The organism is Streptomyces sp. NPDC002640, assembly GCF_053592575.1.
Window position 1 is genome coordinate 205289 of record NZ_JBSFVZ010000008.1, and the last position, 14771, is coordinate 220059.

A 14771-nucleotide genomic window follows, 5' to 3' on the forward strand; every position below is an offset into this window, starting at 1 on the left:
ACCCCACCGGCCGGGAAGCACCGCCACCCCCCCCACCGGCGCGCCCGGAGCCGTCCGCCCTGCCGCGCCCCTCCACCGGAGGTCCCATGCACTTATCACCGCACCGCCCCTGGGCCTGGGCCGTGGCCGCGCTCGCCGCGACCGTGGGCCTGGTGCTCACCCTCCTGGACCCGCGGGCGACCGCCGCCCCGGCGCTCCCGCCCACCGGCGTCCAGGCCGTCGCCGCGTCCGCCGTCGAGGACGAGGGCGCCGACTGCCCCGTGGGCGGCACACCGACCGGCTCCACCTCCCAGCTCCCCGACCCGTTCACCCGGATCGACGGCACCGGCGTCACCAGCAAGGCCGACTGGCGCTGCCGCCGGGCGGAGATCAGGGAGCTGGCCGAGCGCACCGTGTACGGCCAGAAGCCCGCGAAGCCGACCGTGACCGGCACGGTCTCCTCCACCGGCATCACCGTCGACGTCTCCGACCAGGGCCGCAGCGCCTCCTTCTCCGCGAAGGTCGAACTGCCCGCCGGCACCGGCCCGTTCCCCGCCGTGATCGTCATCGGCGGGCTGGGCGCGGACACCGCCACGATCAAGGCGGCCGGCGCCGCCGTCATCAGCTACGACCCGCTGGCCGTCGGCCGCGAGGGCACCGCCCGGAACAACAAGCAGGGCGCCTTCTACACGCTCCACGGCAACACCAGCCCCACCGGCCTGCTGATGGCCTGGTCCTGGGGCGTCAGCCGGATCATCGACGTCGTCCAGCAGTCGGGCGGCACGGTTCTGCGGGGCGACTCCCTGGGCGTCACCGGCTGCTCCCGCTACGGCAAGGGCGCCTTCGTCGCCGGGGCCTTCGACCAGCGGATCGCGCTCACCATGCCCGTCGAGTCCGGCACCGGTGGCGCCCCGATCCTCCGCGGCGTCAACGGCGAGAGCGGGGCCCAGCCCCTGAGCAGCGCGTACGGCGAACAGCCCTGGCTGGGCGACGCGTTCACCTCGTACACCGGGAACCCCGCCGGGCTGCCGGTGGACACGCACCAGATGATCGGCATGATCGCGCCGCGCGGCCTGTTCGTCATGGAGAACCCGCACGTCGACTGGCTGGCCGCCCGCTCGGGCAGTGTCGCCGCGCTCGGCGGTGCGGAGGTCTACAAGGCCCTCGGCGCGCAGAACGCGATCTCGTACTGGTCGGACGTCCAGGACGGCACCCATTGCGCCGCCCGCTCCGAGTGGCGCACGCCGATGCAGCAGAGCATCAACGCCTTCCTGAAGAACTCGGGCAGCGCCCCCGGCGTGTTCCGGATGGCCGCCTCCAAGGCGGGCAGCCTGTCCACCTGGCGCACCTGGACGACGCCCACCCTCGCCGACGGCGGCACGTCCGGGGGCACCACGTCGGGCACCACGTCGGGCACCACGGCTGGCGGCACCACCTCGGGCGCGACCGGCGGCACTACGGCAGGCGGCACCACCTCCGGCACGACCTCGGGCACCACCTCCGGCACGACAGCCGGAACGACCTCCGGTTCCACCGGCGGCACTCCCGGCGCCGGCTGCTCGGCGACCCACCGCACGGTCAACAGCTGGAACGGCGGCCACCAGGGCGAGGTGGCGGTCCGCAACACCGGCTCCACCGCCCTCGGCGGCTGGTCGGTGGGCCTGACCCTCGGCTCCGGCCAGACCCTCGCGAGCGTCTGGAACGGCGTCAACACCGGCACCACCGGCGCCGTGACGGTCCGCAACAGCGCGTGGAACGGCGCCGTCGGAGCCGGTGCTTCCGTCACCTTCGGCTACACGGTCAACGGCGGCACCACCGCCCCGACCGCCCTCACCTGCACGGCGACCTGACCAAGGTCCGCGCCTCCGGGGCGACAACCGACTTGAACATGTTCAATAATGGCGCCCCAACGGGCCCGCGCTCCCTCGGGACGCGGGCCCGTCGCGCGCCCTTCCGCGCGCTCGCCGGAACTCGAGAGACGGAACCCGATGGCACAGGACACCTCCCGGCACCGCCGGCGCAGGGCGGCCAGGATCGTGGCGGCGGCCTACCTGCTGCTGGTCGCCGCGGCCTCGGCCGCCCACGACCTCGCCGGACGGCCGGACGGCTGGAGCGCCGCCCTGACCCTGGCGAGCTTCCCCGGCTCCACCGTGGTCACGGTCCTCCTGCTGTACCCGTCGGCCGCCTGGCTCGGCCCGTCGGACACCGGCCTCGGCCCGCTCTCCTCCCTGGTGCCCTACGTCGCCGGCGCCGTCCTCAACGTCCTGGTGGTGCGGGGAGCGTTCGCCTTCGCCCGGCACTTCGTCCGGGAGGCTCGACGCAGCCGCACCGCCGCCCGGTCAGCCGAGGCTCGCCGCGAGACGCCGCAGTGAGGCGCGGGCCGGCGGCCCCCAGGTGCGCTTCCCGCCCGGCCGGCCGTGGACGCCCGCGTCTCCCACGAAGACGCCCCCGAGTCCTTTGATCACCGCCCAGCCGCGGGCCCGGCGCAGTGTCGCCGGGTCCGCGGCGGGCCGGTAGGAGGCGTGGAAACGGTCGACGCCGCCGTCGGGCAGCAGGATCCACGGGGCGGCGAGATCGCACGCCGGGTCGCCCGCGCACAGTTCGCCGAAGTCGACCACGTCGCAGAGGCCGCCGTCCGCCGTGAGGACGTTGGCCGGGTGCAGGTCGCCGTGGATCCACACCGGTGGCCCGTCCCAGGCGGGCGCGGCGAGGGCGTCCTCCCACACCGCGCGGACGGCGTCCGGGTCGGGGATCAGCCCCAACTCCCGCGCGGCGTCCAGCCCTTGGGCAACCCCCTCGGCATGGTCGGCCAGCGGACCCCCGCGCCGGTCCCGCCCGGTCGGCGCGCCGTCGGGAGCGGGGCGGTGCAGCGCGGCCAGGAACCGGGCCAGCGCCTCGGCCGCCTGCGCGGCCAGGGTGACGGGCGCGCGGTCGGCGGGGGCCCCCGGAACCCAGGTGGTGACGATCCACGGCCGGGGGAACCGGTCGGAGGGCTTCCCGAGCCGCTGCGGAACGGGCACGGGCAGGGGAAGCCGCGGAGCCAGCGAGGGAAGCCAGGCGTGCTCCTTGAGCAGCAGCTCGTCGGCGGACTCCGTCGCCCAGGGCAGCCGCACGGCCAAGTCGTCCCCGAGGCGCCAGAGTTGGTTGTCCCAACCGCGCGCCCCGAGCGTCACGGGCCGTTCCACCAGGTCGGGTTGCTGCTCGCGCAGCAACTCCCGCACCAGTTCGGCGGTCAGGTCCACACGGTCGGTCATCGGGCGGCGCCTAGTCGTCGTCGCCGCTCCGCCGCGAGCCGGAAGCCCGGCTCGCGCTGCGGGCCAGTTCGCTGCCGAGCAGCGTCGCCCTGGCCACGCCGCGCGCCCAGCGCGGTGCGTCTCCGCGGGCCGCCCAGTAGACGCAGGCGCAGCCCCCGACGACGAGCAGGACGACGACCCCCAGTACGAGCACGATCATGCTCTTCCCCCTGTGTTCGCCTGTGTTCGCGTATCGGTCCGCGTCATCCTCGCAGGCGGGCGGCGCTCCCGGCAGCCCTTCCGGGTTCTCGCCCGGCCCGGCCCGTGCCCGCTCAGCGGTGGTGGACGCTGACCGCGTATCCCCCGCCGTCGTACGGGTCGGCGTCCCACGTGCCGAAACGTTCGACGGGGGCGAGGCCGGCCGCGGCGCAGTGGTCGTCGTACTGCTCCAGGGTGAGGATGGGCGCGACGGGCAGGTGCTGCTCGTCGAGGCCGAAGCCGGCGACCAGCAGCCCGCCCGGGCGCAGCGCGGCGGCCAGCCGCCGGACCACCGTGGCGGCGGTGTCCTCGGCGACCAGTTGGAGGACGTTGCCGGCGGCGACCACGAGGTCGAAGTCGGGGGCGACCCCGAGGGTCCGCGGGTCGAACTCGGCGAGGTCGACCTGGTACCAGGGCAGGTCGGGCCGCTGCCGTCGTGCCACCGCCAGCATCGACGCGTCCAGGTCGACGCCGACGCAGTCGTGGCCGAGTTCAGCGAGCCGGATCATCACCCGGCCGGTGCCGCACCCGGCGTCCAGCACCCGTGCCCCGGGCGGCACCAGGGCGGAACAGAACCGCGCCTCCCCGTGCACGTCCTTCCCGCTCCGGGCCAGCGCCGCGAAGCGTGCGGCGTAGTCCTCCCCGGACGTTCCCCCGGTCAGGTCGTTCCAACGGCTCATGCGGCCACTATAGGTTCCGGCCCCACGGCCCCGGCGGGCACGATCGCTCCGCGGCCGGCCGCACCGGACACACAGCGGCGGGCTCCCCGGACGGCGGGCGCGACCACACCGCGGCGGGGGTCTCCTGCTTGGGGGGACGCACCGGCGCGCGGATGCGGCCGGGGGGAGCACACGTGCCGAGGAGCGCCCCATCCTGCTCCGTGCGCACCGATCGCGACCCCACTTTCGTCACTTGGAGTTAACCGTCGACCCCGTTCCGTGTGGCACGCTGATACCCGGCACGGCAACGGTTCGACCGGGCGGAAGGATGCCTATGGCACGCGGATTGCTGTTCCGCTTCCTGTGGTTCGTGCCCGCCGTCGTCCTGGTCGCCCTGCAGATTCTCGGTCTCGAAGCCTCCGGCGCATCCGCTCCGGCCCCTTCCGCCCCCGTCTCCACCGAGCGATCGTCCGTCATCGCCGCGGGTCACCCCGAGCACCGGACGCCCGCCAGTGGCGCAGGAGAAACGGTCACCCTTCGTGAGGGCAGGGGGCACGACTCCGAGCCGAGCCGGCTCCGTGGCCGTGACCGCCTGCGGACGGCTCCCGTGCCTCAGGTCCCGCCTCCCGTGCTCGTCGCCCCGGTGGGGGACCACTCCGCCAGGCCCTCCGTGCCCGAGCGGGTGACCCCGGCCTCGGTGTCCCGGGCCCCGAAGACCCCCTCCCTGGCCTCCCTCCAAGTCCTGCGCTGCTGAGCGACCCCGCGCGCCGCACGGCCGAAGCCCCAGCCACGCCACCACCACAGCCACAGCCGCACGTCCGCTGCCCGAGGGCTCCGCCCCCGGCCGGTCCGTCGCGCGGTTCGGCCGGTCGGCGACGGCTTCCGCCCGCCGGTCCGGACGCGTTCCGGCCCTGCGGTCATGGCGCCGTGCGCGCTCTTCCCGTGCCGACAGACATGCCGACACACCGACGCGCCCCACGGGCGCGCCAGGAGGAACCCCCACATGAAGACCTTCATCGACCATGCCCGCCCCCTCCCCGGCTCGGGCTCCGGCTCGGGACCCGGCTGGGGCTCCGGCCCCGGCCGCCGGGTGACGCCCCCGCCCGCCGTGCCCGGGCGCGCGCCGCGGGCGTCCGTCGTGCGCGACATCGTTGTCCACTCCGACGCCGTCCGGGCCCGGTGAGGGGCGCGATGAGCCTGCGCACGCGTTTCCCCCACCTCCGCCAGGACTTCACGGCCTCCCTGGTGGTGTTCCTGGTGGCCGTCCCGCTCTGCGTCGGCGTCGCCGTCGCCTCCGGCGTCCCCGCGGAGCTCGGTCTGGTGACCGGCATCGTGGGCGGCATCGTCACCGGGCTGATGCGCGGCAGCAGCCTCCAGGTCTCCGGCCCCGCCGCCGGTCTGACGGTGCTGGTGTACGAGGCGGTCTCCGCGTACGGCCTCGCCATGCTCGGCGCCGTGGTGCTGGCCGCCGGGCTGCTCCAGGTCGCCATGGGGCTGCTCCGGTGGGGTCGCTGGTTTCGGGCGATCTCGGTCTCCGTCGTGGAGGGCATGCTGGCGGGCATCGGCCTGGTGATCATCGCCGGTCAGCTGTACGCGGCGGCCGGTCTGACGGCGCCCGCCTCGGGCCTCGACAAGATCGCCGGACTGCCCGGGGCGCTGGTGGACGCCCTCGGATCCACCACGGCCCTGGTCTCCCTCGCCGTCGGCGCGGGCACCGTGATCGTCCTGGTGGGCTGGAGGAAGCTGCCGAGCCGGCTGCACGCCGTCCCGGGGGCGCTGGCCGCAGTGGTGCTGTCGACCCTGGCCGTGCTCGTCCTCGACCTGCCCGTCGCCACCGTCGAGGTGCGCGGGCTGCTCGGGTCGGTCGACGTGCCGGGGCTCGACGAGCTCTCCGCCCTCGCCGGTGTCGGCGTGCTCGGCACGGTGCTGGCGTTCGTGCTGATCGCCTCGGCCGAGAGCCTGTTCAGCGCCGCCGCGGTGGACCGGATGCACGACGGCCCGCGCACCGAGTACGACAAGGAGCTGGTGGCCCAGGGGGTGGGCAACACGGTGTGCGGCGTCCTGGGCGCGCTGCCGATGACCGCGGTGATCGTGCGCAGCTCCGCCAACGTCCAGGCCGGCGCCCGGACCAAGGCCTCCCGCGTGCTGCACGGCGTGTGGCTGCTGCTGTTCGCGGCGCTGCTGCCGGGGGCCCTGGCGCTGATCCCGCTGCCCGCGCTCGCCGGCGTCCTGGTCCACGCGGGCTGGAAGCTGATCCCCTTCCGGAGCGTGGCGGCGCTGTGGCGGACCCACCGCGGTGAGGCGCTGATCCTGGTGGTCACGGCGGTGTCCATCGTCGCGGTGAACATGTTCGAGGGCGTGCTGATCGGGCTGGCGCTGTCGGTGGTCAAGACGGCCTGGGAGGCGTCCCACCTCCAGCTGGACGTCGTCGACCAGGGCGAGGGCCCCGTGCTGGCCCGCCTGTCGGGCAACGCCACCTTCCTGCGGCTGCCGAAGATCCTGGACACCCTGGAGGCGCTGCCGCACGACCGGCCGATCCAGCTGGACCTCTCCGGCCTCCACCACCTCGACCACGCCTGCCGCAGCGCCCTGCAGAACTGGGCGGAACGGCACGGCCGGCCGGAGTCCTGCCCGGTCACGGTGACCATACCGGCCATGGCCAAGACCGGGTCCGCCTGACGGGACCCTTCCCACGGATCAGCCCGACGCCCGACGGATCGGCCCGACGGCCGTCCAGTGCCCCTGCCGCGCCGTCGGCGAGATCGCCCTCGGCAGCGAGGGGTTCGAGGGCCGCGGGTGCCGGACCGAGTACGGGGCACACCGAGGCACCCAGCCTGTCCATGGCCGCCCATGCCGCAGCGTGAAGAAAGCCCCCGCCCTTCCCGGGGCGGGGGCTTTGCATCGGTCGGCCTGCCGAGGGTGACCTGTCTTCGCCGGCGTCACCCAGCAGGTCTGCCCATTCAGGTCGAAGAGGTACCAGACGCGCCCCCGGCCCGTGACCTCGATCTGCCACTGCGGGTACGACTTGCCGTTCCTGACGCCCGTCGCGAGATGGTGCTTCAGCGGATGGTGCCGCCGGTTGCGCACGACTGGTGCGGGCCCCGTCCGCATGCGCGGCCAGGCGTCCAACGTCGGCCCCGGAGCCTGATTGGTCAGCTCCCCCCAGCCCCGTACCGCCTCACGATTGGCGAACTTCACGTGGTACTCGCCCTTGGCCAGCGGCGGCGGTACGGGACCCCCCTTCCCCGAACTCACTCGCCGGTCACCTCCGGTGCGGGAACGTCCCCGTAGTCGCGGTCGCCGAGGTCGGTGCTGGCCCGCGCCGTTTCGACAAACTCCGGCAGGAACTCCCGCACGGCACTGTCAGGCAAGAACCGAACCCAGGGGAACGCCTCGGGGAAGATCCGCGTCAGCAGTTCGATGGCAGCCGGGCTGTCCTTCAGCAGCGCGACGAACATGCGGGTGGTCGTGGACGACCTCGACCGCCTGGTAGGCCTTGGCCGCGGTGGTCAGGTAGAGGTCCTCGGGGGCGAGTCCTACATCGGCATCCTTGCCCGGCACGGGCTGGAGGAGATCAGCGTCGACGGGCGGAGCACGCCCCCGCTCCAGGACGAGCTGGGGATGGCTCTCTCGGGCGCGTCCGGAGCGAAGTTGGTCGAGGTGCGCCTCGACCCGGACCTGGGCCTGCTGCGGGTGGCGAGGGTGGTGACCGCGATCGACGGCGGGCGGATCCCTCAACGAGAAGACGTGACCAGCCAGATCGTCGGTGGCACCGTCGCCGGCATCAGCCAGGCCCTGTTCGAGGAGACCGTCACCGACATCGTCACCGGGCGGCGCCTGCGTGACTTGCCCTTCGCCCTCGACCGCCTCATGCTCTGAGAGCCGTCCGCCCCGGAGGTCAGGCCCGGGGCGGTCCGTCCCGCAGGGCGACGTGTACGCGGCGGGGGTGGGTGAGCGCCGCCAGGACAACTCGTTCGAGCAGTCCGCGGTCCACGCCGACCGGCAGCAAGGACCGGTGGCGGTCACCCACCGCGGTCTCCCAGTGATGGGCCATCACCAGCCGTCCGCAGCGCACGGCGGCCGCGAGTCCCGCCGCGTGCCGGACCGGGTCGACGGCCACGCGCAGGACGCGCGGTGCGGAGTCCGGACTTCCGCCGGGGCCGACGGCGGGCGACGGGCCGTGCTCCGTGACGGTGATACCGACGTAGCCGTTGCCGGAACTGTGGATGAAGAGAGTCAGTGCCTTCTCCAGAACCGTTCCCGGCCTGCGGTCGCCCCGGACGACGGCCGCGGCCCCCGGCAGGCCGTCCAGATCGACGTACAGAAACGGCATCCGCGCCTGCCCGTCACCGCCCGGCATGGTCTCCAGCGTCACGGCGAGCAGCGGTGCGGTGTCGTGGAACGGCGGGTCGGGCACGGCCGAGCGGGGGCCGTCCGCCGAGGTGACCGTCGCCTCGAAGCCCTCGCAGGAACGCCGGGGCCTTCCCCCCGGAACAGCGACCACCGCCGTCAGGAGACGGGATCGACGGTGGGTGCCGTCACGGCCGCGACCCGCCCGTCGGGGTCCAGGACATCGCTGTTCCGCAACCGGTTCTCGATGTGCTCCAGGACCACTCGCTCGACGTCACAGACGGCGATCCCGTCGACGACCGTGTGCACGTTGTCCCGGTTGCTGGCGATGGGTGCGCCCGAACAAGCACCGAAGTATTTGCAGTTCAGGCAGTTCGCGGCCATCCGGGTCTCGGCGGCGGTCGCCGAGGCGTCGAAACGCGGTCCCGACAGCAGTGCCTCGAGCGGGGTCGTGAAGATGTTGCCCAGCGAAGCCTCGGGGTCCTCGTACGGATCGCCGTAGGCGTAGACGTCCCCGGGCGTGTTCACGACCATCACCGAGAGCCACTCACGCTGGTTGAAGTAGACACGCGGCGCGTCGGGGTTGAGGTGGCGCAGCACGATCTGGAAGTGACTGTCCAGCGGGGCGACCTGCACGGGGGTGTCGCTCTCCAGCCAGAGGTCGGCCATCTCGTTGAGGGCGGAGACGATCTCCGGGACGGTGATGTCGTACGCCGCGTGCTGGTTCTCGTAGGCGCCGTCGAAGAGCGGGAGAACCCTGAAGCCGATTCCCGCCTGTGCGTAGAACGAGAAGGTGTCCTTCACCCGCCCCAGGTTCTTCCTGGTCAGCACGGTGATGCAGCCGAAACGAACGCCTTCGGCGCGCAGCCTCTCCATGTTGGCGACCACATTCTTCTGCTGGTCCCTGCCGGCGATGTTGACACGCAGACCGCTGAAGAGGTCCACGGAGACACCGACGTGGTCGAAGCCGTCCCGGAGAAGCCGGATCCGCTCGTCGTCGAGGACGGTGAGATTGGTCTGGATGAAATTACTCACCTGCAGCGAATCCCCGAATATTTCACGCTGGTCGTCCAGGCTACTCCAATAGTATTCCGGTTCGATCATCAACGGTTCGCCACCGTGCCAGACGATGTGCAGATGCGTCCGCACCCCGTCCTCCTGGTCCCTTTTCACGTAGTAGTCGCGCATGTGCACGTACATGGAACGCAGTTGGTCCAGGCTCATCCGTTCACGCTGTCCGAGCTCGGCGAACTCGTAGCAGTAGGTGCACCTCAGATTGCAGAACTTGGATATTTTGATCACGAACTGGACCTGCCTGGACGCTTCCTGTGCCACTCGTGTCTCTCCTCGCACGCTTCGGAATCGTGGAACCGTGGATCACCGGATGCGGCCGGAACGTGCGGTCCGCATCCGGTCCGGAGCCGGTGGGGGTGTGCGCGGGTCACCGGCGGGTGACGTCAGGACAGGTCGTCGAGGATCCGGCTGAGCGGGGCGGCGTCGGCCGTGCGCTCGGACGACCTCGGCGTGAAGCCCTGGAGATACGGCTGGCCCAGTTGCAGGTAGGGGTTGATCACCTCGTTGTAGACCCTGTTGTAGATCTCGTTGAACTGCCCGAACAGGCCGTCGGCGGACGCGGCCTGCTGGTCCGCCTCCGCCGCCTGGGCGGCCAGCGCGGCACGTGCCGAGTCGGAGACGGTGACCGTCGTGGGCTCGGCGGCCTGGGCCGCCCCTCCCGTGAACACGGGCACGCTCAGCCCTGCGGCAACAGTCGCCAGATAGGCGAGATAACGCTTGGAATCGCCCGCTCTCATAACTCCTCCTTTTCCGGGGACGCGCCCTTCGGACACGAGGAGTCGGGCCGGCACACGGCGCTGCAAACACAAGGTGCGAGCACGACTTCGCATCACGGCGGTACACGTACCTCATGGCCGAAAACCGGAGCGCCGACGCCGGAGATCACCCGGCCGGTTGGACGGGGGAAATCCAGAAGGACAATGAACACCGTCGCACGCCTGACGCTGCCGGTATTGAAACCCAACGCCCCCGGCCGGTCAACAGGAAGCGAGTCCTCCCGTTATGACTTCCCCCTGCTCCGGCGCGCGGGGCCGGATATCCGCGAAAGGATCCGGTCGATTTCCCGGAAACCGTTTCGCCGTCTTCCTCTCGGGCAATCCCAGGTGAACCCTGCCAGGAGGCGTCGAACCCGATACGAGCGGGATACGCAGGTGGCGAGAACGCGCTGCCGGGCCGTCGGGCTCGTCCAGGGGCCGACGGCGCCCCGGTGATGAGGGGACCGTCGGCCTGGCGGCGCCGCTGCGGTTGCCTCCGGGAGGTGATGCGGCACCCCTCAGCCGAGGGAGTTGATCTCGATCGCCGGGCACCGGTCCATCACCATGTCCAGCCCCGCCGCCCGCACCCGCTCGTACGCCGCCTCGTCGACGACTCCGAGCTGGAACCACACCGCCTTGGCGCCGATAGCGACCGCCTCGTCGGCGACCGCGCCGGCCAGGTCGGAGTTGACGAAGACGTCCACCACGTCGACGTCGAAGGGGATCGCGTCGAGGGATGGGTACCCCTGCTCCCCGTGAACCGTCTCCGCCTTGGGGTGCACCGGCACCACCCGCTTGCCGAAGCGCTGCAGGACCTGGGCCACGCCGTACGCGGCGCGGTCGCGGTTGTTGGAGAGGCCCACGACCGCCCAGCTGTCACCCCGCTCGGTGAGGATCCTGCGGACCGTGTCCGTGGTGTCGTCGCTCATGGGGTTCCTCCTGCTCGTCGGGGGTTCACGGAAGTCGAACGGCGGGTGAAGCGGGGGCATTCCCCTTCCGCATACCCTGTGGCTCGAACAAAGGAGCGCGGCACCACCATGAAGTACCTCCTGCGAGCCATCACCCGCGAGGAGCACCTGGCCTTCGTCGCCCGGCAGTCGTCGGTGAGCCATCTGCAGATCCCCTCCTGGGGCGAGGTGAAGAGCGACTGGCGTCCGGCCTCGCTGGGGTGGTTCGACGACGGGGGCCGCCTGGCCGGCGCCGGACTGGTGCTGCTGCGTCCGCTGCCGAAGGTGCGGCGGTACCTCGCGTACCTCCCGGAGGGTCCCGTCGTCGACTGGTCCTCGCCGGACCTCGAGGACTGGCTGCGGCCCATGATCGACTACCTGAGCGACCTCGGCGCCTTCACGGTGCGGATGGGCCCGCCCGTGGTCGTCCGGCGCTGGGACGCCCCTACCCTGCGGGCGGCGGTCAGCGACCCGGAGGTGCGGTGGCTGCGGGAGGCGCCGCCCTCCGGGGAGGACCCGGCGGCGGTGGAGCTCGCCGAGCGGCTGCTGGGGCTCGGCTGGCGCCCGGTCACCGCGGACGGCGAGGACAGCGCCGCCGTGAACCAGCCCCGGTACGTGTTCCAGGTGCCGTTCCGCGGGCGCCCGCTCAAGGAGGTCCAGCAGGGCTTCAGCCAGGAGTGGCGCAGGAGCGCGAAGAAGGCGTGGCGGTGCGGGGTCGAGGTGGTCCGGGGCGGTTACGAGGAGCTGCCGGCGTTCCACCGGCTCTACACGCTGACCGCGGAGCGGGACGGCTTCCTGCCCCGCCCGCTCTCCTACTTCCAGCGCATGTGGATCGCCCTGCGCAACGAGCACCCGGACCGCATGCGGCTCTACCTGTCCCGGTACGAGGGCGAGGACCAGGCCGCCGCCCTGATGCTCACGGTCGGCGACCATGTGTGGCACGCCTACGGGGCCGCGCCCTACGACCGCACCGATGTGTCGCCGGACCACGCGCTGCAGTGGCGGATGATCGCGGACGCCCACGAGATGGGCGCGGACCTGTACGACCTGCGGGGCATCAGGGACGCCGTCGCGGGTGACGAGCAGCACCTGGCGCTGCTCCGTCACCGCCTGGGCACGGGCGGGCAGGCGGTCGAGTACCTCGGGGAGTGGGACTACCCGATCAGCAAGGTCCTCCACAAGGCGCTCGACCTCTACATCGCGCACCGCGGCGCCTGAGGAGCTCCGGAGCCCCTCGGGCGCCGCGCGGGCGAGGGCAGGTCAGTTGAAGGTGTCCGGGTCGGGCCCCGTGCGCAGCCCGCGGTCGAGAGCCGCGAGGGAGGCCATCTCCTCCTCGGTGAGGGTGAACCCGAGGACGTCGATGTTCTCGGCGATCCGGGCCGGCGTGACCGACTTGGGGATCACGATGTTGCCGAGCTGGAGGTGCCAGCGCAGCACGATCTGCGCGGGCGACCGGTCGTACCGGCGGGCGAGGGTCACGACGGCCTCGTCCTCCAGCACCGCGCCCTGGGCCAGCGGGCTCCACGCCTCGGTGGCGATCCCCAGCTCCGCGTGGACGGCGCGCAGTTCGGCCTGCTGGAGGCCGGGGTGGAGCTCGACCTGGTTGACGGCGGGGACCAGCGAGCTGTGGTCCAGCAGCCGGCGCAGGTGGGCGGGCTGGAAGTTGGAGACGCCCGCGGCGCGGATCCGGCCGTCGGCGGCCAGCCGCTCGAAGGCGCGCCAGGTGTCGAGGTAGAGGTCGCGGGCCGGGGTGGGCCAGTGGATCAGGTACAGGTCGACGTGGTCCAAGCCGAGCTTGGCCAGGCTCTCGTCGAAGGCCCGAAGGGTGGCGTCGTAGCCCTGGTCGGTGTTCCACAGCTTGGTGGTGACGAACAGTTCCTCGCGGGCGATGCCGGAGGCGGCGAGCGCCTTGCCGACGCCGGCCTCGTTGCCGTAGATCGCGGCGGTGTCGATGGAGCGGTAACCGGCCGCGAGCGCGGCGGTGACGGCGGCGGTGGTCTCCTCGTCGGGGACCTGGAAGACGCCGAAGCCGAGCTGGGGGACGGTCACGCCGTTGTTGAGGGTGACGGTGGGGACGGAGGGGGTCATGGTGCGTTCCTCGCAGAGACGTGGGTCTATGTTGTCGTTTTGTCGAAGTGTCGAGGTGTCGAGTTTTCGCGTACTCGAGTTTTCGCGTTGCCGGGATGCTTAGAGGCGCGCCGACTCCCGCTCCGGCCGCGCCGCCGGCCCGGCCCCGGCGACCACGCGGCCGGCCGGGTCCCCGCCCCGCGCACGCCGGTCGAGGTGCGCGGCGAGGAAGGAGAGCAGGAGGGCGACGGCGGCCAGGATCGCGCCCACCCAGTTGGGGGCGGTGTATCCGAGCCCGCCGGCGATGACCAGGCCGCCCAGCCAGGCGGCCAGCGCGTTGCCGAGGTTGAAGGCGCCGATGTTGGCGGCGGACGCCAGGGTGGGCGCGGCCGACGCCTGGTCCAGCACCCACTTCTGCAGCGGCGGCACGGTGGCGAAGCCCAGCGCGCCGATCAGCGTGAGGGTGACGGCGGCGAGCGCCTTGTGCTGGGCGGTGAAGGTGAAGGCCAGCAGCGCCAGCGAGAGCAGGGCGAGGGCGGTGAACAGCATGGGCATCAGCGCGCGGTCGGCGAGCTTGCCGCCGGCCAGGTTGCCGAGGAACATGCCGAGCCCGAACAGCACCAGCAGCCAGGTCACGGAGGCCTCGGCGTACCCGGTGACCTCGGTCATCATCGGCGTGATGTAGGTGATGGCGGCGAAGACCCCGCCGTAGCCGAGGACGGTCATGGCCATGGCCAGCCACACCTGGACGTTGCGGAAGGCGGCGAACTCGGCGCGGACGTCGGCGGCCGGGGGCCGGCCGGCCTCGGGGACCAGCTTGGCGACGCCGAGCAGCCCGATCACGCCGAGCGCCGCCACGGCGGCGAAGGTGACCCGCCAGCCGGCCGCCTGCCCGAGGTAGGTGCCGCCGGGGACGCCGACGATGTTGGCCACGGTCAGGCCCATGAACATCAGCGAGATCGCCGACGCCCGCTTGTGCGGGGCGACCAGGTCGGCGGCGACCACCGAGCCGATGCCGAAGAAGGCGCCGTGCGCCAGGGAGGCGACGATCCGGCCGGCCAGCATCAGCCCGAAGGCGGGAGCCACCGCGGAGAGCGCGTTGCCGACCACGAAGAGGCCCATCAGGAACATCAGCATCTTCTTGCGGGACACCTTGGTGCCCAGCACGGTCAGCAGCGGAGCCCCGAGGACGACGCCGAGCGCGTAGCCCGTGACCAGCCAGCCGGCGGTGGGGATGGACACGCCGAAGTCACCCGCGACCTGGGGCAGCACGCCCATGATCACGAACTCGGTGGTGCCGATCCCGAAGGCCCCGATGGCCAGGGCCAGCAGCGCGAGAGGCATGGGAAGATCTCCCAGTCGTTGTGGAGGGTGGTAACAGGCCAGAACAATAGTTGCAGACGCGCTTTAATTGCAAGCGCGGGCTAAATCTGGCCCGGGGTTACCGCC

The 14771-nt window shown here is 72.3% G+C and carries 17 protein-coding genes; 7 read left to right on the top strand and 10 right to left on the bottom strand.

Translation table 11 applies throughout. The features are described from left to right. Nucleotides 1-86: 86 nt before the first annotated feature. Together ACWD3O_RS13590 and ACWD3O_RS13595 are read left to right on the top strand one after the other, a co-directional pair. A complete protein-coding gene (locus ACWD3O_RS13590; RefSeq protein WP_451415957.1) occupies nt 87-1829 on the top strand; it encodes a glucuronyl esterase domain-containing protein in 1743 nt (580 codons plus the stop codon). Nucleotides 1830-1967: 138 nt separating this feature from the next. Continuing rightward, entirely contained in the window at nt 1968-2351 is a 384-nt protein-coding gene (locus ACWD3O_RS13595) for a hypothetical protein (RefSeq protein WP_451415958.1), read from the top strand. On the opposite strand, the gene ACWD3O_RS13600 is transcribed toward ACWD3O_RS13595, so the two are convergent. From ACWD3O_RS13600 to ACWD3O_RS13610, 3 genes are all read right to left on the bottom strand, one after another. Then, a complete protein-coding gene (locus tag ACWD3O_RS13600; RefSeq protein ID WP_451415959.1) occupies nt 2319-3233 on the bottom strand; it encodes an aminoglycoside phosphotransferase family protein in 915 nt (304 codons plus the stop codon). The genes ACWD3O_RS13595 and ACWD3O_RS13600 overlap by 33 nt on opposite strands. 10 nt (nt 3234-3243) lie before the next feature. After that, nucleotides 3244-3432: a hypothetical protein gene (locus ACWD3O_RS13605; protein ID WP_451412764.1), complete on the bottom strand. Its 189-nt coding sequence runs from the start codon at nt 3430-3432 to the stop codon at nt 3244-3246. Nucleotides 3433-3544: 112 nt separating this feature from the next. Continuing rightward, nucleotides 3545-4150: a class I SAM-dependent methyltransferase gene (locus ACWD3O_RS13610; protein ID WP_451415960.1), complete on the bottom strand. Its 606-nt coding sequence runs from the start codon at nt 4148-4150 to the stop codon at nt 3545-3547. Between the two features lie 313 nt (nt 4151-4463). Between ACWD3O_RS13610 and ACWD3O_RS13615 the strand changes: the two genes are divergently transcribed. From ACWD3O_RS13615 to ACWD3O_RS13625, 3 genes are all read left to right on the top strand, one after another. Continuing rightward, nucleotides 4464-4883: a hypothetical protein gene (locus tag ACWD3O_RS13615; RefSeq protein WP_451415961.1), complete on the top strand. Its 420-nt coding sequence runs from the start codon at nt 4464-4466 to the stop codon at nt 4881-4883. A gap of 249 nt (nt 4884-5132) precedes the next feature. Beyond that, nucleotides 5133-5312: a hypothetical protein gene (locus tag ACWD3O_RS13620; RefSeq protein ID WP_451415962.1), complete on the top strand. Its 180-nt coding sequence runs from the start codon at nt 5133-5135 to the stop codon at nt 5310-5312. Nucleotides 5313-5320: 8 nt separating this feature from the next. After that, the gene (locus tag ACWD3O_RS13625; RefSeq protein WP_451415963.1) at nt 5321-6808 is read left to right on the top strand and encodes a SulP family inorganic anion transporter; all 1488 of its coding nucleotides are present in this window, start codon (nt 5321-5323) and stop codon (nt 6806-6808) included. A gap of 572 nt (nt 6809-7380) precedes the next feature. On the opposite strand, the gene ACWD3O_RS13630 is transcribed toward ACWD3O_RS13625, so the two are convergent. Further along, nucleotides 7381-7587: a hypothetical protein gene (locus ACWD3O_RS13630; RefSeq protein ID WP_451415964.1), complete on the bottom strand. Its 207-nt coding sequence runs from the start codon at nt 7585-7587 to the stop codon at nt 7381-7383. Here ACWD3O_RS13630 and ACWD3O_RS13635 point away from each other — a divergent pair. Further along, complete coding sequence (locus ACWD3O_RS13635; RefSeq protein WP_451415965.1) at nt 7586-8008, top strand: molybdopterin cofactor-binding domain-containing protein; 423 nt, start codon at nt 7586-7588, stop codon at nt 8006-8008. The genes ACWD3O_RS13630 and ACWD3O_RS13635 overlap by 2 nt on opposite strands. A 19-nt stretch (nt 8009-8027) precedes the next feature. Here ACWD3O_RS13635 and ACWD3O_RS13640 read toward each other — a convergent pair whose 3' ends face one another. From ACWD3O_RS13640 to ACWD3O_RS13655, 4 genes are all read right to left on the bottom strand, one after another. Further along, nucleotides 8028-8633, bottom strand: a complete 606-nt coding sequence (locus ACWD3O_RS13640) for a hypothetical protein (protein ID WP_451415966.1) — start codon at nt 8631-8633, stop codon at nt 8028-8030. Between the two features lie 5 nt (nt 8634-8638). Next, a complete protein-coding gene (locus tag ACWD3O_RS13645; protein ID WP_451415967.1) occupies nt 8639-9781 on the bottom strand; it encodes a radical SAM protein in 1143 nt (380 codons plus the stop codon). 155 nt (nt 9782-9936) lie between these two features. Further along, a complete protein-coding gene (locus ACWD3O_RS13650; protein ID WP_451412772.1) occupies nt 9937-10290 on the bottom strand; it encodes a hypothetical protein in 354 nt (117 codons plus the stop codon). Nucleotides 10291-10826: 536 nt separating this feature from the next. Further along, on the bottom strand, nt 10827-11237 hold the full coding sequence (locus ACWD3O_RS13655) for a CoA-binding protein (RefSeq protein ID WP_451415968.1): 411 nt from the start codon (nt 11235-11237) through the stop codon (nt 10827-10829). 108 nt (nt 11238-11345) lie between these two features. Between ACWD3O_RS13655 and ACWD3O_RS13660 the strand changes: the two genes are divergently transcribed. Then, the gene (locus ACWD3O_RS13660) at nt 11346-12473 is read left to right on the top strand and encodes a lipid II:glycine glycyltransferase FemX (protein ID WP_451415969.1); all 1128 of its coding nucleotides are present in this window, start codon (nt 11346-11348) and stop codon (nt 12471-12473) included. Nucleotides 12474-12515: 42 nt separating this feature from the next. Here ACWD3O_RS13660 and ACWD3O_RS13665 read toward each other — a convergent pair whose 3' ends face one another. After that, the gene (locus tag ACWD3O_RS13665; protein ID WP_451415970.1) at nt 12516-13343 is read right to left on the bottom strand and encodes an aldo/keto reductase; all 828 of its coding nucleotides are present in this window, start codon (nt 13341-13343) and stop codon (nt 12516-12518) included. A 99-nt stretch (nt 13344-13442) separates the two neighbouring features. Further along, complete coding sequence (locus ACWD3O_RS13670; protein WP_451415971.1) at nt 13443-14666, bottom strand: MFS transporter; 1224 nt, start codon at nt 14664-14666, stop codon at nt 13443-13445. Nucleotides 14667-14771 lie beyond the last annotated feature (105 nt).